The organism is Chitinophaga cymbidii, from assembly GCF_007992715.1.
Lineage (GTDB): Bacteria > Bacteroidota > Bacteroidia > Chitinophagales > Chitinophagaceae > Chitinophaga > Chitinophaga cymbidii.
This window is the reverse complement of record NZ_BKAU01000006.1, coordinates 265,520-287,738: the sequence shown is the minus strand read 5'-3', so window position 1 is coordinate 287,738 and position 22,219 is coordinate 265,520. Positions and strand designations below refer to the sequence as shown.

22 protein-coding genes are annotated in these 22,219 nt (G+C 53.1%); 8 read left to right on the top strand and 14 right to left on the bottom strand.

Translation table 11 applies throughout. The features are described from left to right. Positions 1 to 9: 9 nt before the first annotated feature. Complete coding sequence (locus tag CCY01nite_RS23805; protein ID WP_186831228.1) at positions 10 to 1,149, top strand: TlpA disulfide reductase family protein; 1,140 nt, start codon at positions 10 to 12, stop codon at positions 1,147 to 1,149. Beyond that, positions 1,146 to 2,279, top strand: a complete 1,134-nt coding sequence (locus CCY01nite_RS23800; protein WP_146867010.1) for a TlpA disulfide reductase family protein — start codon at positions 1,146 to 1,148, stop codon at positions 2,277 to 2,279. Before CCY01nite_RS23805 ends, CCY01nite_RS23800 begins: the two co-directional genes overlap by 4 nt. A 42-nt stretch (positions 2,280 to 2,321) precedes the next feature. On the opposite strand, the gene CCY01nite_RS23795 is transcribed toward CCY01nite_RS23800, so the two are convergent. From CCY01nite_RS23795 to CCY01nite_RS23775, 5 genes are all read right to left on the bottom strand, one after another. Continuing rightward, positions 2,322 to 3,149, bottom strand: a complete 828-nt coding sequence (locus tag CCY01nite_RS23795) for an SGNH/GDSL hydrolase family protein (RefSeq protein WP_146867008.1) — start codon at positions 3,147 to 3,149, stop codon at positions 2,322 to 2,324. A 33-nt stretch (positions 3,150 to 3,182) separates the two neighbouring features. Continuing rightward, positions 3,183 to 3,950: a phytanoyl-CoA dioxygenase family protein gene (locus tag CCY01nite_RS23790; RefSeq protein WP_146867006.1), complete on the bottom strand. Its 768-nt coding sequence runs from the start codon at positions 3,948 to 3,950 to the stop codon at positions 3,183 to 3,185. Positions 3,951 to 4,095: 145 nt separating this feature from the next. Beyond that, a complete protein-coding gene (locus tag CCY01nite_RS23785) occupies positions 4,096 to 4,515 on the bottom strand; it encodes an arsenate reductase ArsC (protein ID WP_146867004.1) in 420 nt (139 codons plus the stop codon). 10 nt (positions 4,516 to 4,525) lie between these two features. Then, positions 4,526 to 5,044, bottom strand: coding sequence for a DUF6428 family protein (locus CCY01nite_RS23780; RefSeq protein ID WP_146867002.1), 519 nt, complete (start codon positions 5,042 to 5,044; stop codon positions 4,526 to 4,528). 36 nt (positions 5,045 to 5,080) lie between these two features. Continuing rightward, complete coding sequence (locus tag CCY01nite_RS23775; protein WP_146867000.1) at positions 5,081 to 5,410, bottom strand: ArsR/SmtB family transcription factor; 330 nt, start codon at positions 5,408 to 5,410, stop codon at positions 5,081 to 5,083. A gap of 93 nt (positions 5,411 to 5,503) precedes the next feature. Between CCY01nite_RS23775 and CCY01nite_RS23770 the strand changes: the two genes are divergently transcribed. The 5 genes from CCY01nite_RS23770 to CCY01nite_RS23750 are packed head-to-tail and all read left to right on the top strand — an operon-like array spanning position 5,504 to position 9,636. Next, positions 5,504 to 6,274, top strand: coding sequence for a phosphosulfolactate synthase (locus CCY01nite_RS23770; protein WP_146866998.1), 771 nt, complete (start codon positions 5,504 to 5,506; stop codon positions 6,272 to 6,274). A gap of 27 nt (positions 6,275 to 6,301) precedes the next feature. Then, a complete protein-coding gene (locus CCY01nite_RS23765) occupies positions 6,302 to 7,156 on the top strand; it encodes a helix-turn-helix domain-containing protein (RefSeq protein WP_146866996.1) in 855 nt (284 codons plus the stop codon). 60 nt (positions 7,157 to 7,216) lie between these two features. Beyond that, positions 7,217 to 7,627: a DUF1761 domain-containing protein gene (locus tag CCY01nite_RS23760; protein WP_146866994.1), complete on the top strand. Its 411-nt coding sequence runs from the start codon at positions 7,217 to 7,219 to the stop codon at positions 7,625 to 7,627. Positions 7,628 to 7,661: 34 nt separating this feature from the next. Beyond that, positions 7,662 to 8,465, top strand: coding sequence for an SDR family oxidoreductase (locus CCY01nite_RS23755; protein ID WP_146866992.1), 804 nt, complete (start codon positions 7,662 to 7,664; stop codon positions 8,463 to 8,465). Positions 8,466 to 8,502: 37 nt separating this feature from the next. Further along, entirely contained in the window at positions 8,503 to 9,636 is a 1,134-nt protein-coding gene (locus tag CCY01nite_RS23750) for a 1-acyl-sn-glycerol-3-phosphate acyltransferase (RefSeq protein ID WP_146866990.1), read from the top strand. On the opposite strand, the gene CCY01nite_RS23745 is transcribed toward CCY01nite_RS23750, so the two are convergent. Further along, positions 9,602 to 10,663, bottom strand: a complete 1,062-nt coding sequence (locus CCY01nite_RS23745) for a VOC family protein (RefSeq protein ID WP_146866988.1) — start codon at positions 10,661 to 10,663, stop codon at positions 9,602 to 9,604. The two genes, CCY01nite_RS23750 and CCY01nite_RS23745, sit on opposite strands and share 35 nt — an antisense overlap. A 53-nt stretch (positions 10,664 to 10,716) precedes the next feature. Further along, positions 10,717 to 13,116, bottom strand: a complete 2,400-nt coding sequence (locus CCY01nite_RS23740) for an ABC transporter permease (protein WP_146866986.1) — start codon at positions 13,114 to 13,116, stop codon at positions 10,717 to 10,719. Positions 13,117 to 13,291: 175 nt separating this feature from the next. Here CCY01nite_RS23740 and CCY01nite_RS23735 point away from each other — a divergent pair, with 175 nt between their 5' ends. Then, complete coding sequence (locus CCY01nite_RS23735; protein ID WP_186831227.1) at positions 13,292 to 13,867, top strand: hypothetical protein; 576 nt, start codon at positions 13,292 to 13,294, stop codon at positions 13,865 to 13,867. A 4-nt stretch (positions 13,868 to 13,871) separates the two neighbouring features. On the opposite strand, the gene CCY01nite_RS23730 is transcribed toward CCY01nite_RS23735, so the two are convergent. The 7 genes from CCY01nite_RS23730 to CCY01nite_RS23700 form a co-directional block, all read right to left on the bottom strand. After that, positions 13,872 to 14,900 (bottom strand): adenylate/guanylate cyclase domain-containing protein, encoded by a 1,029-nt coding sequence (locus tag CCY01nite_RS23730; protein WP_146866982.1) that lies wholly within the window; start codon positions 14,898 to 14,900, stop codon positions 13,872 to 13,874. Between the two features lie 59 nt (positions 14,901 to 14,959). Next, positions 14,960 to 16,033, bottom strand: coding sequence for a 3-isopropylmalate dehydrogenase (leuB, locus tag CCY01nite_RS23725; protein ID WP_146866980.1), 1,074 nt, complete (start codon positions 16,031 to 16,033; stop codon positions 14,960 to 14,962). A gap of 8 nt (positions 16,034 to 16,041) precedes the next feature. Then, positions 16,042 to 17,565: a hydroxymethylglutaryl-CoA lyase-like TIM-barrel protein gene (locus CCY01nite_RS23720; RefSeq protein WP_146866978.1), complete on the bottom strand. Its 1,524-nt coding sequence runs from the start codon at positions 17,563 to 17,565 to the stop codon at positions 16,042 to 16,044. A 9-nt stretch (positions 17,566 to 17,574) separates the two neighbouring features. Further along, positions 17,575 to 18,171, bottom strand: a complete 597-nt coding sequence (leuD, locus tag CCY01nite_RS23715; protein ID WP_146866976.1) for a 3-isopropylmalate dehydratase small subunit — start codon at positions 18,169 to 18,171, stop codon at positions 17,575 to 17,577. A 90-nt stretch (positions 18,172 to 18,261) separates the two neighbouring features. Next, the gene (leuC, locus tag CCY01nite_RS23710; protein WP_146866974.1) at positions 18,262 to 19,671 is read right to left on the bottom strand and encodes a 3-isopropylmalate dehydratase large subunit; all 1,410 of its coding nucleotides are present in this window, start codon (positions 19,669 to 19,671) and stop codon (positions 18,262 to 18,264) included. Between the two features lie 264 nt (positions 19,672 to 19,935). Continuing rightward, complete coding sequence (locus CCY01nite_RS23705) at positions 19,936 to 21,078, bottom strand: glycoside hydrolase family 76 protein (protein ID WP_146866972.1); 1,143 nt, start codon at positions 21,076 to 21,078, stop codon at positions 19,936 to 19,938. 7 nt (positions 21,079 to 21,085) lie between these two features. Continuing rightward, a complete protein-coding gene (locus CCY01nite_RS23700) occupies positions 21,086 to 22,216 on the bottom strand; it encodes a SusE domain-containing protein (RefSeq protein ID WP_146866970.1) in 1,131 nt (376 codons plus the stop codon). Between the last annotated feature and the right edge of the window lie 3 nt (positions 22,217 to 22,219).

Here is a 22,219-nt window from a genome sequence, read left to right as displayed (position 1 = left end):
AAACGAATCATGCTTTTGATCGCAGGCAGCGTCACTACCCTGATGCTGCACGCGCAGGACGGCAAACAAATGGCCTTCTCGCTCAACGGGAAGATCGATGATATCGGGGAACCCGGAAAGGTGATCCTGATGTACAGCGCCGACGGAAAAAGGCAATCAGACACCGTTGAGCTGAAAAGCGGTGCATTCAGCTTTTCCGGCAACATAAACAAACCGCACCAGGCGATCATCATTGTGCAAAAAGACAGCGATAATCCCCGTATGCGGTTCGGCATGGGTTATGGCAACGAGATCATCGGCAAGGATGGTACGTCATTTTACCTGGACGAAGGCGCCATCACCATAAAGGGAAAGACGATCAAAGACGCCTCCATCAGTGGTTCTGCAGCGCAAAAGGACTATGCGGCGCTGCAAAAAGCAAAGCAGCCCGTGACCGACAAACTGAAGGCCATCAGCGACGAGCTGAAGAAATATGCTGCGGACCGGGAAGGCGAACAGTATAAATCGGTGATGGACAAGCTGATGAAAACCCAGAAGGAAAACGCACCCATTGAAACGGCTTTCATCAAAGCGCATCCGGACAGCTGGGTAAGCTGGAACCAGGTGATTGGCAAAAGCATCATCAGCGATCCCAAAGCCACGAAGGCGCAGTACATGCAAATGAACCCGAAATTCCGCAACAGCGAAGAAGGCAAACAGTTCGAAGAAAGGCTGGAAACCGCGTTCAAAACCGCGGTGGGCGCCGTTGCCCCCAACTTCACGCAGGATAACACCGAAGGCACCCCGGTTTCTCTGGCCTCGCTGAAAGGGAAATACGTGCTGATCGATTTCTGGGCCAGCTGGTGCGGTCCCTGCCGCGCGGAGAACCCGAACGTGAAGCTGGCGTACGAAAAATACAAGAGCAAGAACTTCGAAATACTGGCCGTGTCGCTGGACGAAAAGAAGGACGCCTGGGTGAAAGCCATTGCGGATGACGGATTGCCCTGGCTGCACGTAAGCGACCTCAAAGGCTGGAAGAACGTAGTAGCGCAATTGTACAATGTGCGCGCCGTTCCGCAGAACTGGCTGATCGACCCCAACGGCGTGATCATCGCCAGCAACCTCCGCGGCAAGGAACTGGAAGAAGAACTGTCAAAAGCACTGCAATGATGATAAAAAAACAACTTGTACTGTCCGCGCTGACGCTGTTCGTCGCGCAGGCAATGGCACAGAACGTGGTCATAAAAGGGACCTTCAGCGGCGACACCAAAGGCGCCAACAAGGTGTACATCTACGGGACCGGCGTAAAGCAGGACTCCGTTGTGATGACCGACGGGAAATTTGAATTTACACTCCCGTTTGAAAAGCCTTTCATGCCGCTGTTCTATACGGAATACGACAAAACCGTGAAGCGCATGTACGCCCCCTTCCCCGTGCTGGTAGAGCAGCCGGGAACGGTCATTCTTTCAGACGGCGATATCACGAAGGGAATGGGCAGCATGAAGGTTTCCGGTATGTCATCCGCTAAAGACTACGGAGAACTGCGCGAGCAGCAGAATGCCGTGTATAAGGATATGAACGCCGAACTGGCGAAAAAGTACGGCGACAAATGGTATGCCCCCGACAATCCAAAAGCGGCCGACGTTGCAAAGGACAGGGAGCTGATGATACAAAGCAGTATGGGCGCCCTGCTGGAACGTTTCATTAAAGCGCATCCGGATTCTTATGCATCAGGCATCGCGCTGAGCTCGAGCCGTTCCACGCTGAAAACGCCGGAGCTGGAAAAGCTGTATGCCCTGTTGTCTTCCAAAGGAAAGCAGACCGAGGAAGCCAAAAACGTAGCGGACTACCTGAAGGGCGTGAAGAACTCCGCTATCGGCAGCACGGTAAAGGATTTTACGCTCAACACACCGGAAGAAACCCCGCTTAGTTTCAGCAGCCTGAAAGGCAAATATGTGCTGATCGATTTCTGGGCCAGCTGGTGCGGTCCCTGTAAGAAATCTTTCCCGCACATGAAAGAAGTTTACAAGAAATACAAGAGCGATCAATTCGAGATCTACAGCATTTCTATCGATAAGGACAAGGACGCCTGGCTGAAGGGACTGAAAGAACAGGACCTTCCCTGGCTGCAGACACTGGATACCAAAAACATCTCCCAGAGCGGTTTTGCGGTAACCGGCGTACCCACCACCTTCCTCATCGACCCGAAAGGAAAAATACTGATGAAAGAAGTAGGATTTGATTCCAGCGGTGAAAGCCCGCTCGAGAAAAAGCTCGTAGAGCTGTTCGGTGCGAAATAGGTTTACAAAGGAAGGCCGCTCACAATGGAGCGGCCTTCTTTCTTATTTCCATTTCTTCATGATCTTCACCAGCATCTTCGCTATTACCTCATTGCCTTTGTCCGAAGGATGCAGCCCGTCATACGTCATATCGATCGCTTCCCGCGGATAAGGATATGCATCCGCTGACGGATCGAATGGCACGCCAATGAAATCCGGGTACGGGTAGTTCCTGTAATCACCGGTGGCGGTATCTTTCAGCCGTTTGAACTTCACCAGCTTTTTCAACGATATCTCTTTCCTGTTATACAGATCAGCCACTTTGATGTGTTCGTGCCGGCCGATGGCTTTTACCGCCGCGGCAAACTGCGCAAGCGACTGACCGTTCTTCTCCCTGTAGGACCCCCAGGCGTTGTTCTTCATATTTTGCAGGTACACAAAATCCACACGCTGCATGGGCGTTACGAGCACAATATCCGCCTCCGCGTTCAGGCTGCGCAGCTTGTTGATGATCGTGCGGTAAGCGCCATAAAACGTACCATTGCCGGTGTTGCCGAGATAATCGTCCATCGTGCCCAGCGGCAGGCCCGCCCACCAATCGTTCGTACCGAGAAAAACAGAATAGATATCCGCCTTTTCCAGTCCCAGTTGCTCAATTTCCTTCGCGATCCGCACGGCCGTCCATCCATTATGTCCCTGGTTCGTATACCGGATATGCGGCAGCTGCTCCGTCACCCGCGTAAGATACCCTTTGGTAACGCGGTGGCCGGTTTCATCCGGATGATCGTTCAGGTAAGTGATGGAATCGCCGATGGCGGTCCAGGTAGTTTCCCGCTGTGAAAAAGAAGCACAGGCAAGAACGATGATAATAAGGAAGAGGAACTTTTTCATGTATGTCTAAAGATAGCAGATGTGGTAAAAGAATCAAAATCCCGCGCCGAGCCTGATCGCCCTTTCCACCGGCGACTGGCCATCCATGTCAAAATCCCCGCGCGCCACCAGCGGCGGCTGCGCCAGGAAACGCGGATGCGTGCCACGGTGCGGCTGCGCCGCATGCACAAGGAAAGGATGACACAGGTACACGGTACCCGCTTTCCCAGTAGCCAGCGCTTCCGGCCGGTGTGCGCTGACATCCAGCTTTCCCGCCAGTTCCATAAAGGAAAGGCCTGCCTCTCCTTCCGGCAGCAGGAGCTTCGCTACATCCAGGTGAGAACCCGTCCTGATGCGGGTAGGCGCATCCAGCTCCCCGACATCGGAAAAGAGGAACAACATGAGCAACGCCCGGCCTTTTGACCGGATATTCACCCGCGCAGTGAAGAAATCATTAGGATCATCGCCTGGAAAACTCGCATCCACATGCCAGCCAGTATCGCCGGGATCTTGCGGGGAAGGGAAACGAATGGGAAAAGATCCGAGGGCGCCAAGGGGAAACCACTTCCCCACGCCTGCCAGCTGATCGAAAGCCGTGTGTAGTAACGGCGTATTCGCCGCCTTCACAAATGGCTCCTGCGTATACTGCCAGAGCCTGATCACCGGTTGGGTCCACGTAGCCGGATCATCCGGATCGCAGCCGGTTTCTTTCCAGAGTATGCGGCGGCATTCTTCCGCGAGTTCGGTTGAAAATGCATTTTCGAGCTTTATATAGCCATCCTGCACGAATTGCTGCAATTGTGCATCAGTCAGTTTTTCCATTGTTATATTGTTTGAGATAAAAGAAATACAGCCTCCGGGAGCCGGAGGAATGTGTCAGTACGACGAAAAGAGCGGGAATGCTTAAAGGATTACTGTAAATCTCATAAGGATACAAAAATATTCAATTTCCGGAAAAAATGCTCATCTAACTTTTCAGATACTCCTTCACAAAATCCCTACAATAAGATTTGATCATCTGCCGCACCTCCGCAAACTGCTGCATTATTTCTTCCTCCGTGCCCGCCGCCTTCGCCGGATCAGGAAAATTCTCATGCAGCTTCACCGCTTTTGACGGAAAAACCGGGCATCTTTCTTTTGCATGGTCGCAGACAGTAATCACAAAATCGAAGTCAATGCCGGTGTATTCGCTGATGTTGTTGGAGGTATGACCGGAGATGTCGATCCCATCTTCCGCCATGGTGGCGATGGCGCGGGGATTCACGCCATGCGTTTCAACCCCTGCGCTATATATCTCCGCGCGGTTTCCCGCGAAATGGCGCAGGTATCCTTCCGCGATCTGGCTGCGGCAGCTGTTGCCGGTACAAAGCACCAGTACTTTTTGCATAGAAGATGTTTTAACAGCATCCACCGCCGGGCGTGCAGGCGTCTGCGGTTGCAAGGATCTTGAGGGAATCGGGTTTGGGTGTTCCGCAGGTCTGTCCCCGGTCATTCGCTTTGCATTGCGTGGCATCCGGCTGCAGATGAACGATCAGGTTTTCGCCATCTACTACAATATTATCCGGGTACATCTGCCGGGTATCAAAGGAATGATTACCGAACTCGATCTTTACAACCGCTTTCGGATGCAGATCGATTTTGCTTTCCACCAGGTCGATGATCTTCAATGCCTTGCTGGCCTCCATCGCTCTGTCAGATTGCTTTTCCGACGGCTCCCAGAGTTGCACGATCACTTCCGTCCATGCATTCATCACTCCGCCGCAATCCACCGACGTAACCGGCGCATGTTTGATCTCGGTGATGTGATAGGATGCAGCCACCCATTTACCGGCGGCATACTGAAATTGCAGGATCTGTCCGGGGTTTGCCCGGAGGGATGTTTTGAACGTGTCCCAGTTCATTTTCTTATTTTCCATTTATTGCAATATTACGATGATTGAAAGCAAAAAATTTTAGCAGCAGCCTCCCTGGATATTCACATCCGAGAAAAAGCCCGCGAACTGCTCCCGGAACTTCTTCCAATTGCCGGGATGAATACAATAGCAAACGCTCGCGCCTTCGATGCTTCCCTGTATCAGTCCCGCCGTTTTCAGCTCTTTCAGATGCTGCGATATGGTCGCCTGGGCCAGGCCAAGTTCCTCCACCAGGTCACCGCAAATGCAGGTGTTGGTCTTCGCCAGGTATTGCAGGATCGCAATACGCGCAGGATGACCGATCGCCTTCGCCATGGCGGCTATCTCGTTCTGCTTTTTGGAAAAGAGGTCGGATTTGGTAATGCCCATCGGAATTATTTATCGCAATATTACGATATAAAACCAGAAATCCACAAATATTATTTTTTAATACCTTTACCCCGGAAATAAACAGAACGGACCATGAACTTTACGCTGGACAAGATACCGGAACGCACGCAAAAGCCCCGGAAACACGGGCTTACGATGGTAAATGACAAGGGGCTGAGCCTGCAGGACACGAAGAACTTCCTGTCCGCCTCGGCGCCGCATGTGGATTTTGTGAAACTAGCCTTCGGCACCGCTTATGTAACCCCCAACCTCGGCGAGAAAATAAAGATATACCAGTCCCATAACGTTCCCGTTTTCTTCGGCGGCCTGCTGTTCGAAGCCTTTCTCATACGTAACCAGTTCGATGATTATGTAAACACGATCAAGGAATACGGCATCACCCATATTGAAGTATCCGACGGATCGCTGGACATCCCCCACGCCGAAAAATGCGGCTACATCGAAAAGCTGGCAAAGCTGGGCACCGTGTTGAGCGAAGTAGGCTCCAAAGACAAGGACCGCGAGCACATCACCCCGCCTTACAAATGGATAGAACTGATGAAAGCGGAGCTGGACGCCGGCGCCGAATACATCGTGGCCGAAGCCAGGGAAAGCGGCACCGTAGGGCTGTACCGCGATTCCGGTGAAGTGCGCGAAGGGCTTGTACAGGAGATCCTTACACAGGTACCGGGCGAAAAGATCATCTGGGAAGCGCCGCTGAAAAGCCAGCAATTGTACTTCCTGGAGCTGACCGGCTGCAACGCCAACCTGGGCAACATCGCGCCCGGCGAGATCATTTCGCTGGAGGCTATGCGCATTGGGCTGCGGGGGGACAGCTTTCATTTTTACCTGGACGGCGAATAGGAATTGATTAGGCAGTAATCCCGGAGATTGCTTATATTCGTCTGGTCAACCAACGATCATTATGTGATCTTCCATCTGCACATACCGTCCTCCCCGCTTTGTCACTTCATAGAAAGTTTTATTTACTATAAAGGCTTCCAACCGACTCATTCGTTAGACCGCTTTCTGCCGGATGGAAAGGTGAACATCGTCATCGACCTGGCAGATGCGCCGCAGTTCATTTACGACAACGATACGTTAGAAGAAATACAGGCCTGCCGGTATGTGTGGTTCTCCGGCATCCGCAATAATTGCATCACCATCCCTTCCGGCCGGGACAGCGAAATGTTCATCATCAATTTCCACAAAGGGAAAGCCTATCCATTCGTGCAAATGCCCCTGCACGAGCTGACCGATACCGTGGTGGACGGGAACCTGGTACTCACGAACGAGATCCTTCACCTGCGGGAACAGCTGCTGGCGCTGCCGGCCGTTCCGCAGAAATTCGCATACGTGGAAAAATACCTGAAGCGGCACTTCGGCAGCAGGCTGGAGCCTAACCGGTGTATCGACTTTGCCGTATCCCGTATCCTGCAGCTGCCCGATCAGCTGACCATTGAAGAGATTTCCCGCAAGGTCGGCTATTCACACAAGCATTTCATTCAGCTGTTCAGAGAAAACGTGGGCCTCACGCCAAAGGCTTTCCTGAAAGTGATCCGGTTCCAGAAAGCGATCAGGGAAATTGAAGCGCTTCAGAAAGTAAGCTGGTCGCGGGTAGCGCTGGAAAGCGGTTATTACGACCAGGCGCATTTCATCAACGATTTCAAAAACTTCTCCGGTTTTACCCCAACGCAATACCTTGCCATGAAGAACGGTCAGCTGAACTATATTCCCGTTGCCTGAGGTAAATTTTTTCCAATACCAGAGGATGAATGTTCATTTATTTTGACTTAAAATAATCTTATGGATCAGTTTTACATCAACCACTGGGCGGTGCTGGTCTGCGCCATCGCCAACCTGGCGCTGGGCGCGCTTTGGTATTCCCCGCTCCTGTTCTACAAAGCCTGGAAAACAGAGAACGGGCTTTCCGACGAAGAGCTGAAGAACATCAACCCGCTGAAAGTCTACGGGCTCACCTTCCTGTTCGCGCTTATCATGAGTTATAACCTGGCGTTCTTCCTGGGGGACGACAAAACGGACATGGCATGGGGCGCTACCGCCGGCTTCCTGACGGGCTTCGGGTTTGCGGGGTTGATATTTGCCGTGGTGGCTTTGTTCGAGCGGCGTTCCTGGCGGTATATCCTTATCAACGGCGGATATATTACGGTGTATTTTACACTGATCGGGTTGATATTGGGCGCCTGGAGAAGCTGAAATTTCCTATCTTGAGGTTTTACATACCGCAAGCATGGATTTTTATACCGATAAAGTAGTCTGGATCACCGGCGCGTCGTCCGGCATAGGCAAAGAACTGGCATTGCAGCTTTCAAGACAAAAGGCGTCGCTCATCCTCACCGCCAGGAACCGGGACGCCCTGCAGGACATTCAACGCGCCTGCCTGCAGCACACACCCAACTGCGCTTTGCTGCCGGCGGACCTCACCGATGCGGGAAACCTTGCCCCGCTTGCGCAGCAGGCCCTTGATACCTTCGGACACATCGATGTACTGATCAATAATGCGGGCGTTACCCAGCGCGCTTTCGCGGAAGACACCGCGCCGGAAGTAGACCGCCGGCTGATGGAGATCAATTTCTTCACCCCGGTAGCCCTCACCAAATTACTGCTCCCCCATTTCCGCGCCCGCAAAACCGGGCATGTGGCTGTACTCAGCAGCATGGCGGGACTGATGGGATTTCCCAAACGCACCGCGTACGCCGCCGCCAAACATGCCATCAAGGGATATTTCGAAACCTTGCAGGTAGAGCATACCATTCCCGGTTTTCATGCCACGATCGTGAGCCCCGGCCGCATTCAAACGCCCATTTCCCTGAACGCCCTTACTGCTTCAGGCCAGCCGCACAGCAAAATGGACGCGGGGCAGCAACATGGCATTCCTGTTGAGGTTTGCGTCCGCCGCATACTGAAGGCCATTGCAACACATAAGCGTCACCTCGTGATCGCGCGGAGCGAGCGCATTCTTTGGTGGCTGCATAAATGGTGCCCTCCGTTGTATTACCGGATTGCGCGAAATGCAGGGCTGAAAGATGAATAAAAAGGATATATTTAATCTGTAAAAACCGAAACTATCCGTGCTGTACCCGTTCGTAAAAATATTGTCCAGGCTCGCCTTGCGGATATTCTGCAGGCAGGTCACCTTCAGCGACAGATCGCTTTTGCAGCATAAAGGGCCATTGATACTGGCCTGCAACCATCCCAATTCCTTCTTCGACGCGATCCTGCTCGGCAGCCTGTTTGAGCAGCCCGTGCATTTCCTGGCGCGCGGCGATGCGTTCCGGAAACCGGTGGTCCGCAAAATACTCACGGCGCTCCGCATGATACCTATTTACCGGCTGAGCGAAGGAAAGGAATACCTGGCGCTGAACGACAGCACATTTGAACGTTGCCAGGAAGTGCTGCTGCAGGGCGGTATCCTGCTGATTTTTGCCGAAGGATTGTGTGAGAACCGGTGGGCGTTACGCCCGCTGAAGAAAGGCACGGCGAGGATCGCGCTGGAAGCCTGGAAAATGCCGCACCTCGCGGAAAAATGTGCGGTGCTGCCCGTCGGGATCAACTACGATTCCTTTTCCCGCTTCGGAAAAAGGATCATCGTGCATTTCGGGAAAAAGATCACTGACCAGGATATGCCGGCCACGCTTTCCATGAGTGAAAAAATACTTCATTTCAATGCCCTGCTGACCGCACAACTGGAAAAGGGCGTATTGACTTCCGATGGTCATGATGAGCTGGTGCAGGCGCTTATCAGCAACCACACCCGTATGCAAACCGGCGACGACCAGCTGATCGCTTCGCTGAAAGAAGCACAGGCGAGGGTAACGCCGGAGGAAGCGGAGAAACTGCGGCCACCGGGGCTCATGGCCGGAGGCATTGCGGACATGGCGGGCGCCGTGCTGCTGCTGTTGCCTGCGCTTGTGGGCTGGATACTGCACATCCCGTATTACCTGCTGGTAAAAAGGTTCGTGGTACAAAAAACAAACGGAACCGTTTTTTACGATTCCGTGTTGTATGGCTTGCTGTTGCTCACCTATCCTTTTTACTGGATCCTGTTAAATGTAATGGGAATGATATGGCTGGAATACTGGTATTTCCTGCTTTTTATGCCATTCCTGGCCTGGATTACGCTGAACTGGCTGGATTGTGTGAACCGTTTGGTCAACGGCCGCGCCTTCGCTAACGTATTTTATTCAGCGCCATCATCCCGATAACCCAGTCGGGCAACCGTTTATGGCCTTTTTCCTTTCTTTTCTTCAGGTTGAGGTACCAGCCGAATTTCTTCAGCACGGGTACTTTATGGGTTTCCACCAGCTCTATCAGCGTTCCGTCCGGATCTTCCACATAGCAGAAACGGCCTGCGGCCTCTCCCATATCGAAGGAATTGGCGCTGTCTACCGTAAAGCAGTAGCCTGATTTGGTGGAATTGGATTTGAGGCTGTCCATATCCAGCGCATCAAAGCAGATATGGATAAAGCCGCAATCGCCCCAGTAGCGGTTGTCGTATATCTTCTGCGGCGTCAGTTCCGTGTTCTGGATCAGCTCTATCTGCACGGCGCCGAGCAGTTTACTGAAAGCGCCTTTGTTGGCTACCTGTTTTTTCAGCAGGATGCGTTTGCAGTGCGCGCCTGCGGGTTCTTCCGGCGGCACATCATGCATGGGCGCTTCGCCGCTGTACACTACTTCATCGATGCCGAGCACGGATTTGTAGAAATGCTGCGCTTTGTCCATGTCACTCACGCCGATCACCGCGCCCACCACGCCACCGCAGATGCCGCGGTCTGTTTTGAACCATTCGTCGCCTTCCACGATGTTGAAGTGATTGCCGTAAGGATCGGTCAGCCAGAAATGCGGACGGTCGTCCGGCGAAGTGTAGATCGCGGAGAGCTTCACGTTGTCAAGCCCGCTGAAATAGCTGTGCGCGGCCTGCACATCTCTGGATTTGATCTTCACGGCAAAAATGCCAAGGTCGCCCAGCCGGGGAAGCATCGCCGGCTTCACCGGTTCACGGGAGGTGAACTGCCATATCTCAAATCCGCCGCCGCCGGCCATGTTGAGTGACAGAATTGCGTGTCTGTGGTGCACTTCAGTGCCAGTGTAACGGGTCATCAGTGCGGCTGCCGCCTTATCCTCAAAAATCAGCACGTCCATCCCGAACAATACTTTGTAGAGATGTTTCGCTTCACAGGCATCCTTTACACCAATTCCCACCTGTTGGATTCCGGTAATAAATTTCCCCATATGCTTTAAAGATAACAGAAAAAAGTTACCGGCAAAACAAAATAAATAGCCGTTTATTCAGTTCGCAGACTGTTGACGGGATTAGCCAGCGCCGCTTTTACGGTTTGCAGTACGATCAGCACAGTGGTAATAACCGCCAGCAGCACGATCGTGATCACAAATGGCGCAGCGGTGATGTGAATACGATAAGCGTAATCGGCCAGCCAGCGCTGCATTACAACATAAGCCACCGGCGCGGCGATCAGCCCGGCCACAGCGATCACCACCATGAATTCCTTCACAAAAAGCCCCACGATGCCGCTCACTGAAGCGCCCAGCACTTTCCGCACGCCGATCTCCTTTGTGCGTTTGCGGATGCTGAGGGAGATCATGCCGGTTACGCCCAGCAGCACAATGACCAATGCCAGGATGGTGGCGGTATACGCGGCCTGCTTCAGCTGTATTTCCGTTTGATAGATCCGCGCCAGCGTGTCGTCCATAAAAGTATATTCGAAAGGAGCGCCGGGCATTATTTCCGCCCATTTCCGCTCCAAAGCGGCCATGCCGTTGCCTTTCAGCTTGAAAGAAAAATAACGGAAAACATTGGCGGCACTGACGTGCAGGAAGATCATCGGCTGCACGGCCTCCTGCATCGAACTGAAATGAAAATCCTTCGTCACGCCCGCCACCACCATATCTGAAGCGCTGTTATGCATCCGTACCCGCTGCCCTACCGCGTCCGCCGGAACTTTCCAGCCAAGGGTGCGTGCGAGCGTTTCGTTGATCACCACTTTCCCGGGACCGGTGAGCATGCCCGGATCATGAAAGAACATGCCGGCGGCCATTGCAATACCGTAGGTATCCGCATAGTACTCATCAGTAGCGAGCATCAGCGAGGGCGTGGCTGTGGTGGAATCAGCGGAGGCGCGGTAGACCTGGAGGCTTCCGCCGTTGTTGCCGTTCGGTATCTCGTATGAAAGCGATACATTTTTCAGTTCCGGCATCGCGGCAAACCGGTCCCGCAGCGTTTCCATGCGCTTCGTGCCCTCGGGCGTCCAGTCCCGCGGCAGCTGCGCGGAAACGATGTAATCCTTGTTATATCCAAGCTGGTTGCTGAAAAACAGCTGTACCTGTTTTGAGATGATGAATGCGCCGGTGAGCACTACCGCTGCGGTGAAAAATTGGAAAGCCACCAGCGATTTGCGCAGCCATACGTTCTCTTTCGCGCCGCTGGCCTTTCCTTTCAGGGAATCCACAGATCTGAGCGAAGACAGTACGAAGGCGGGATAAAGGCCGGCCGCCAGCCCGGTTACCACGATCAGCGCCAACGGGAAGGCGATGAACCAGAGCGGAAATTCCGCGGGCGAGGGAATCGGTTTTCCCAGTATCTGGCTGAAGACGGGTTTTACGAACAGGAAGACCACAAAACCCAGTATAGCCGACAACGTTACAAGGATCGCGGATTCGGTGAGAAACTGCCAGATGAGCTGCTTTCTCAATCCGCCCAATACCTTGCGCACGCCGATCTCTTTCATACGCGAAGAAGAGCGGCTGACGGACATGTTCACAAAGTTGATGACGGCCATCAGCAGGATGAACAGCGCGATGGCGGACAGGGTATAGAGCATGCGGTTAACAAGACCATTATCTTTCTCGCGGTAATAATTTTTCAGCGAAACGGCGTATGGATGCAGGTTATCCGATATCTGCGCCGCCGTGTTGGTTTTCAGCAACGCCGCCATCGGTTTTTCAAGGTCTGCCGCATCTACGCCGTCCTGCAGTTCCAGGAAGCCGGGGATGCTGGTGTTGGTCCAGTTATCGAGGTTCCGGCCGAAGAACGGCAGGGCTTCCAGCGAAAGGAAGAACCCGTCGCTATCACGATGATCTACCAGGCTGGTGACGGAATTCCTGCCGGGTACTTTGATCACGGCCGTGATCATGAAGGCATGGCGGTCGCCGGCAAAGTTTTCTATGTTGAGGGACTGACCGGTGACATCCGTTCTCCCGAAATATTTCAATGCTTTTTCATCGGTCAGCACCAGCGAGTACGGGTCCTGCAGCGCGGTACGGGGATTTCCGTGCAATACAGCAAAACCGTACATTTCCAGGAAAGTGCTATCCCCTACCTGCAGCCCTTCCCGGAAACTCTTGTCACCAAGCGACACATTGGAGGTGATGCCATCCCAGCGATAGTAATTTTTCACCAGTGTGGGATACTGTTCCTTCAATACCCGCGGCAGCGCGCCCACGGAAGTGATCGCCGGTCCCATATTCGGGTCTTTCCAGTCGCTTTGCAGCACGTACTGGTTATCCGCATTTTTGAGCGATGCATTTACCTGCAGCTCGCTCCACACATACGCCATGATCAGCATGGCAAAAGCGATCCCGGTTGCCAGGCCGGCGATGTTCAATGCCGAATAAAAACGGCTCTTGCGGATATTTCTCCAGGCTATCTTGATGTAGTTCTGCAGCATATGTACATCGGATTTAAGCGTTGCGGGCGTGGGATCAAACAGGGTGCCATATTCCTACGGACTGAAAATGAGGAAATTACGGTTGGATAATTACCGCAACTGTCCGCTTTTAATACAGCTGTCGTTCAATTGCGGGCACTGGCAGGGTTATTGCCGCAAATCGCGCATGAAACAGTTGATCCTATTTTGCTTGACCACTTTCCTCTTCGCCTGCCAGTCCGCCTCACAAAGGAATGATAAAAAGCCGGATTCCGTTCCGAAAGGAGCGCCGAGGGTGGTGAGTGCGGACAGCCTGATCGTGCCGGGCAAATCTATCGGCAACATCAAACTGGGCATGGATGCGGCGCCGGTCATTAAACTGATGGGTACACCGTCCGGCGGAGATGCGGCGATGGGAAAAGCCACCGTGATATGGAACAACGGGGACGACCTGACGGCCATCTATACGGAACGTAACATGGGTGTGGACGATACGGCCCGCATCCTGCAGATACGCAGCACTTTACCCGGCTACCTGACCGATAAAAATATAGGCGTTGGCGTTACGCTCGATGACATCGAGCTGCAAATGCCGGTGGCGCGGCTGGGAGAATATTCAGAGGGAAAAGACACCTTTGCGCTGTACGTTACCCGGGCGGGCATTTCGTTCGAGATCAACCGGGACCAGCAATGCACGGGCATCATCGTTCATCCTGCCGGTACCGATCCCACCAAAGCCTATCTCCCCTTTCATTCCAATTTGCGCAAATAATTGGCTACCTGGACAAAGCAATAAGTTGCATTTCTTTCTCTTTACCCTTTAAACGGATGGCGCCAAGCGCCTGCACGGCGTAACGCCCCGTGAGCTGCAATTCCGCGGCCAGGTCCGCCGAAACGATCACCTCCGCATTGAATTCCCTGCACATGCCCTGAATGCGGGAAGTAGTGTTCAGCACATCGCCGGAATAGGTAATGTCCCGTTTGATGATGCCCACTTCGCCCGCTACTACTTTTCCGCAGTGGATGCCGGCTTTGAAGGCAGGCGTGAGATCGTATTGCCGGAGGTATTTATCGTTCAGCCGCTGCAGGTGTTCCTTGATATCGAAGAAGCACTGGATGCATTTCAGGTTGTCGATACCATTTTCATATTTCCAGGCAATGATCACTTCATCACCCACGTATTGATATATCTCGCCTTTGTTATCGAGGATGGGATTGGTGATATCGGAGAAAAGGTCTTTCAGGAAAGCGTGATATTTTTTATCGCCCAGCCGTTCGGCGATGGTGGTGGAAGAGTTCAGATCGAGGAACATGAATATCCGGCTTTCTTCTTTCGGCGTATTGTATTTGCCGCGGAGGAAGTTCCAGAAAACGCCCTGTCCGAATTTGCTGTTGATCTGCAGGAACAGCTGGGTAACGGCTACCACAATGCCCCAGACGAGGCCGTTCTTCAGCACGCGGTAAGAATCCGGTTTTTCGATGAAGATCCGCATCACGATATTCACCAGCAGCACTACGAACAGGAAAAACAGGGTGACAAAGATCACGGTATGGCCGTATGATTTGTCCCGGTACCGCACGTTCACGTAAAAAACAAGCGCACTGCCGCCCACCATGGCACCGATGAAACCGGCGCCCATGTTCATGAGCACCGATGTTAAAAAAGAATAGCCGGGAGCTGGCCCGGCCGAATTATTGGTAAACAGCACGAAGTGCTCGTACACGGCAATGAGAAAACCTATTACCAGCCAGGCGGCTGTAATGATGAAAAGTTGCCTGAACTTGTAAACAGTTCTCCTGTTCATGCGATGCGCTTCTCCTTCAAATTAAAGAAAAAAACCGTACAGGCAACTTTTCACCTGGATCAGATGCGCTTCAGCACTTCTTCGCCGATGGCGGCAGTGCCCAGTATCTTGTCCGCCGGCGTCTGGCTGTTGGCGATGTCCCTGGTCCGGAAGCCTGCTTTCAGCACCTGGTCTACCGCGCTGATCACAGCGTCGGATTCGGCTTTCAATCCAAAGGAAATATCCAGCAACAATGCCGCGGAAAGGATGGATGCAAGCGGGTTGGCAACGCCTTTGCCGGTGATGTCATGCGCGGAGCCATGGATGGGCTCGTATACGCCGGTGCCGTCGCCGATGGACGCGGATGCCAGCATGCCCATGGAGCCTGCGATCTGTGATGCTTCATCGGTGAGGATGTCGCCGAAGAGATTGGCGGTCACCACCACGTCGAAACGGCGCGGATCTTTGATCAGCAGCATGGCGGTGGCGTCTACGAACTGGTGTTCCACTTCCACATCCGGATAATCCAGCGCTACTTTCTGCACCACTTCGCGCCAGAGCCGGGAAGTTTCGATCACGTTCGCCTTGTCTACCGAGCAGAGCTTTTTTCTGCGGGTACGGGCGGCGTCAAACGCTTTGCGGGCAATGCGCTCTACTTCATAGCGGCTGTATTCCGCAATATCATAAGCGGTATCGCCGTCGTTTTTCCTTCCTTTCTCACCGAAATAAATATCGCCGGTCAGCTCACGGAAGAAAAGGATGTCCGCGCCTTTCAGTATTTCGGGACGGATGCTGGAAGCGTCCAGCAGTTCATCGAATAATTTGATGGGGCGGAGATTGGCGTACAGTCCCAGCTCCTTGCGCATTTTCAGCAAACCCTGCTCCGGGCGTACTTTCGCGGAGGGATCGTTGTCGTACTTCGGATGGCCTACCGCGCCGAAAAGCACGGCATCTGATTTGCGCATCTTTTTGAGGGACTCGTCCGGCAGCGGGTTGCCGGTGGCTTCAATTGCAACGTGCCCGATCAGTGCTTCATCGTACGTAAAAGTATGGCCGAATTTTGCGGCGATCTTGTTCAGTACCTGCTTGCCGACTGCTGTAACTTCCTGTCCTATTCCATCTCCCGGAACAATTAAAATATGCTTGCTTGCCATAAAGTATGTTAGATTAGATTCAACATTTTTTGTGTAGCCTTGATCGCCGATACGGTCTGATCGCTGTCCAGCCCCCTTGTTTTGAACTCGCGGCCGTTATAGCTCCAGGTGATGACGGTTTCACAGAGCGCGTCGCTTTTACCGCCGGGCGGGATGCGCACGGCGTAATCCACCAGGGAAGGCAGCTCCTGCTTTCTCTTTTTGTAGACTTTTTTCAGTGCGTTCATGAATGCATCGTACTGGCCGTCGCCCTGCGCATGCTCTTCGAAAGATTCGCCGTTGATGGAGATCTTCAGTGTTACGGAGGGCTGCAGGTTTTTGGAATGCGTCAGCACGTAATTTTCGATCCGCACTTTTTCGTCGATGGTGTTGCTGTCCAGAATATCGGAGATGATGTAGGGTAGATCGGCGGGCGTTACCACTTCCTTGCGGTCGCCCAGCTCAATGATCCGCTGGGTGACCTTTTTCAGGTCCGGCTCGGAAAGCTGGATGCCGAGCTGCTGGAGGTTGTTCTCGATATTGGCTTTGCCGCTCGTTTTCCCGAGGGCGTATTTCCGCTGGCGGCCGAAGCGCTCGGGCATCAGGTCGCTGAAATAGAGCTTGTTCTTTTTATCACCGTCCGCATGAATACCGGCGGTTTGGGTGAACACGTTCTCTCCCACTACTGGTTTGTTGGCGGGAATGCGGAAGCCGGAGAATGTTTCCACCAGCTTGCTCACGCTGTACAGCGACTTTTCCGCCACGGCGGTCTTCACTTCCGGCAGGAAATCGTTCAGCACGGCGATGGCGCTGGCGAGCGGGGCGTTGCCGGCCCTTTCGCCCATCCCGTTGATGGTGAGGTGAATGCCGTGCGCGCCGGCCTTGATCCCTTCCAGCACGTTGGCGGTGCCCAGGTCGTAATCGTTATGCGCGTGAAAATCGAAGTGCAGCTTCGGGTAGCGCTGCACGATGGCGGAGATGTATTCGTATACTTCGGAGGGCACGAGCACGCCGAGGGTATCCGGCAGCATGATCCTTTTTACGGGCAGCTGCTGCAGGAAATCGAGGTACTGGAAAACGTAATCGCGGGAATGGCGCATGCCGTTGCTCCAGTCTTCCAGGTATACGTTGCATTCGAGCCCTTTTTTCTTTGCGAGGGCGATCACGGCGGCTACTTCCGCGAAGTGCTGCTCGGGCTTTTTGCGGAGCTGGTGGGTCAGGTGGTTGAGGGAACCTTTGGTGAGCAGGTTCATCACTTTGGCGCCTGCTTTCTGCATCCATTGTACGGACACGTCGCCGTCCACGAACGTCAGCACCTCCACCCTGTTCAGATGGCCATTGGCCTTTGCCCATTTGGTAATGGCTTTCACGGCGGCGAACTCGCCTTCCGACACACGGGCGGAGGCGATCTCGATGCGGTCTACCTTCACTTCCGTGAGTAAAAGCTGTGCAATGGTCAATTTTTCAGAGGGAGAAAAAGAAACGCCGCTGGTCTGCTCACCATCGCGGAGCGTGGTATCCATGATCTCCACATAACGCGGGACAACTGGCATGATCGTAATTTAGTATAAACTCTTTGCTGCGAATGACTGGATATCGCTTTTCATGGCCTGCAGGTAGTCGATATCGTCGAAGCCGTTCGTCAGGTTATGCTTTTTGTAGCTGTTGATGTCGAATGATTCACTTTCGCCGGTGGCGAGGATGGTGATCTTTTGTTCCGGGAGGTTTACTTCCAGTTCGGTGTTGGGATCAGCTTCGATGGCGGTGAATATTTTGTCCAGGAAACCGGCGCTGACCGTTACGGGGAGGATGCCGATGTTCAGGGAGTTATTTTTGAAAATGTCCGCGAAGAAGCTGGACACCACGCAACGGAAGCCGTAGTCGTAGATCGCCCAGGCTGCGTGCTCGCGGCTGCTGCCGCTGCCGAAGTTCTTGCCGCCTACCAGGATCTTGCCGGAGTAGATGGGATTGTTCAGTACGAAGTCCTGTTTCGGCGTATCGTCTGCATTATACCGCCAGTCGCGGAACAGGTTATCGCCAAACCCTTTTCTTTCGGTTGCTTTCAGGAAGCGGGCGGGGATGATCTGGTCGGTGTCCACGTTCTCGATCGGCATAGGAACCGCGGAGCTTTTTAAGATGGTGAATTTATCGTAAGCCATTTTTTTAAATCGAATTGTTTAAACGTTTTTCTGTTTCTGATCACAAAGCCGGGGGGTGGCCTTTTACGGCGGCATCCGGCTTGCAGCGGCCTAGTCTGCCAGCAACACCCTCGGATCTGTCACCACACCTGTCACGGCGGCGGCGGCGGCCACGAGCGGGCTGGCCAGCATGGTGCGGGAACCGGGGCCCTGCCGGCCTTCGAAGTTGCGGTTGCTGGTGCTCACGGCATATTTGCCAGCGGGTATCTTGTCATCATTCATGGCGAGGCAGGCGGAGCATCCGGGTTGACGGAGCTGGAACCCGGCTTCCGTAAGAATATCCAGGATGCCTTCTTCTTTGATCTGCTGCTCCACGATGTGCGAGCCGGGTACGATCCAGGCGGTTACATGATCTGCTTTCTTACGGCCTTTCACGATGGACGCGAAGGCGCGGAAGTCTTCAATACGGCCGTTGGTGCAGCTGCCGATGAATACATAATCCACTTTTTTCCCGAGCATTTCCTCTTCTTCGTGGAAGCCCATGTATTGCAGGGATTTTTCGTAGCTGGCCTTGCTGCCGCCTGTTTCGGCCGCAACAGGGATATGCTTTGTAATGCCCATGCCCATGCCGGGGTTGGTGCCGTAGGTGATCATCGGTTCGATGTCGGCCGCGTTGTAGTTATACTCGATGTCGAATTGAGCGCCTTCGTCGGTTTTCAGCGTTTTCCAGTAAGCGAGGGCTTTATCCCATGCTTCGCCTTTCGGCGCTTTATCCCGGCCTTTGATATAGTCAAAGGTCGTTTCATCCGGTGCGATCATGCCGCCCCGCGCGCCCATCTCGATACTCATATTACAAACCGTCATACGGCCTTCCATGCTCATGTTCCGGAATACCTCACCGGCAAATTCCACAAAGTAGCCGGTAGCGCCCGCGGCGGTCAACTGGGAGATGATGTACAGCACCACGTCTTTCGGCATAACCCCTTTACCCAGTTTGCCATTCACATTGATGCGCATTTTTTTCGGCTTGGGCTGCATGATACATTGGGAAGACAGCACCATTTCCACTTCGGAGGTGCCGATGCCAAATGCGATAGCGCCAAAAGCGCCGTGGGTGGAGGTATGCGAATCACCGCACACGATGGTCATGCCGGGGAGGGTAATACCGTTTTCCGGTCCAACCACATGCACAATACCATTCTTGGGATTGCCCAGACCCCAGTGGGAAATGCCGTATTTGGCGGAGTTGGTTTCCAGCGCTTTCAGCTGATTGGCGGAAAGCGGGTCCTGCACGGGTAAGTGCTGGTTGATGGTGGGCGTATTATGGTCGGCCGTAGCGAATGTTTTTTCGGGAAACATCACTTTGAGGCCGCGGTTCTCTAATCCAAGGAAAGCCACCGGGCTCGTCACTTCGTGAATAAAATGCCGGTCGATAAAAAACACATCAGGTCCGTCTTCAATTTTCCTGACCACGTGTGAATCCCATACTTTGTCAAATAATGTAGTGGGTATTTTGCTCATTTTTTCATAATTTAAAAGGTAATGGCAAAATTCTTAAAATATATCCATAAATTCTGCTTTTTTATCTGATTTTTTCTAATATGGAAAAGAAAAGGAGAAATTTTTTGTCATCCATCTATATTTAATTGATTATCAAGTTGATATAAATTCAAAACCCGGTAGTGCTACCGGGTTTTAATTATTTTTAAGGGTTCGGATTCAAAATGAAGCGGGTGTACCAATACTTTGATACACCCGCTTTTTTCAATAAAGACATGCTATAGGTCAATCGATCAGTTCCAGCGCCTTGAGCCTTGCCGCGGCTTCTATCAGCATGGCGCCGCTCAGCTGGGTGGAAAGATCGGTAGTGGTCAGGGGTACTGTCCATTTGGTGCCGAAAAGTATCTGCGGGCGGGAAGTGCCTTGCAGCCATAATGTTTCGGCGTTCAGCTTGAGGAAGTTGACGAATTTGGACTGGTCTGTGCTGCTCAGGCTGCCGTCTGTGATCAGCAGCATCATGTAACGCACCAGGATGCCTTTGAAGAGGCCGCCGTCTCCGCCGCCTTCGTCTTTCATGATATTGCCCTGCGTCATGTCGCCGGTGAGCGAGTTATTGGCGGTTTTCAAGGCGTCGTTCAGGTATACGCTTTCGCCGGTGATCTTGTACAGCTCAATGCCCGCGCCGATGTAAACGCCCTGGTTGTAGGTAAACTTCCAGTCTCTGTTCGTGCCAGAACCATCGAGGCCGTCCCAAACAAGCCCGGTGGATGGATCTACAAGATAGGTTTTCTGCCACTGGTAGATCTTCCTGGCCCAGTCGAGGTCCGCGGGGTCCTGGTTCAGCTGGTACATGCGCGCGGCGATGATGGCTGCGGGCGCATTGGCAGGGGTATTCTTGTTCTGGCGGTTCTTGTTCCAGTAGATGCCACCGCCCCAGGTGTCGTCCCATCCTCCTTTAATATCCGTCCACAACTGTTCCGCCACGGTCTTGAACTTTACATCGCTAGTGGTTTCGTACGCGCGCAGGCATGCCAGCGCCATCCATTCCATATCATCATAAAAATGATTGATATAGGTATTGCCGTTCTTCGCTTTCATGCCATCCAGCAGCTCGTCCATCCGCGTTCTGATCTGCGGGTCGTCCGTCCGGAGATAGGCATCCACGAGCACATCCAGCACATGCGCGTTGCGCCAGTAATGGAAATCGGTTTTGCCGGCGCTGTTCTCGTTATAATATTTACCGGGCTGGTTGTAGAAATTCGCGATAAGGGAAGCGTAGGAGGAATCCGCGATCGCTGGCCAGTTGTACACATACGCCTTCTTGCCTGCGCCGGGACCGGGGCCATCGTCCACCGGTTCCTTGAGACAGGCGCTTAACGAAACCACGGGCAGCAGCGCAATCAGTACTTTCTTGAATAGTCCATTCATACGGCAATTATTTTACGATTACTTCATGTGTGTAGTTCTTGTCCGCCCAGAAGTAAACTTTCACATCGCAGGCGTGGGTGTCTACTTCGGTCTTGAACTTGTAGCAATAATTCCACTGATCGTTATTCGTGATGGGCTTCAGTTCCCAGAATGACAAAGGTGTTGCGCTGGTCGGGCGGCTGTTGTCCGCATTGGAGCTGCCTACCCATTCTTCACCATCCACTCCTTCAGCGTTTTTCACGTTCATGCGGAATTTGTAGCGTTCATCGCGGCCCCAGGATTCCTGTTTGAAGGTGATCACCTTATCGGTAAATGACCAGGTGCTGTTGCCTTCGTAAGTGAGATCGTACATGATCTTGTTGTCGGGCGCAAACCACAGGCCGATGCCGGTGATCTCCGTAGCGGTCATGGTGGCATTGTTGAAATCGAGGCGCAGGCGGTATACTTTGGTGCCGCCGCTGTGGGTGCTTTCGCCATCTTCTTTCAGCAGCGCGCCATCCGCGTAAAAGGTAGCGGGGGTACCGGTGTTCCTGTCAACAAATTTGTATTTGCCGTCTTTCAGCGAAGTATAAATTTCAAAAACGCCGGCTGTGAGGGCTTTCATTTTCTGCGCGTTCGCGAGGTCAGCGCCGGCTTCGGTGGCGTCGCCGGTCAGGAATACGTCTACCGGTATTTCTGCGAAGCCGTTCGGCCTTTCCACTTCAATCGTGCGTACTTCTTTTGAAGGCTGGATGTTGAAGCCTTTGGACGCATAGACGGCCCATTTCAGCTTGCCGGTGCCCAGTGCGGGAATGCCGGCTTTCGCCGCGAGGGTGTTCAGGTCTTTGTGGGAATAGGTCAGCTTGTTCTGGATGCCGCCGCCGTCAGACGCTACTTTGGCGATAGGCTCCGAGAAGTCGCCGTTCTCCGTGTCGAACACCACTTCGTACAGCACCAGGGAGCCGTCTTCCGCCCTCGCCTGCTCCCATTCGAAGCTCACCGTGGCGCTGGTGGCGGGTTGCAGCTTGGTGAACTTGTCGTTTACCGGCGCCGTGAGCTTCTCTACCGGCATGATGTTGGTGTTCAGCTTATAATCATCTTTTTTACAGCCGGCCATCACAGCGGCGAGCATGATAAAAGGAGCTATATATCTTTTCATCTG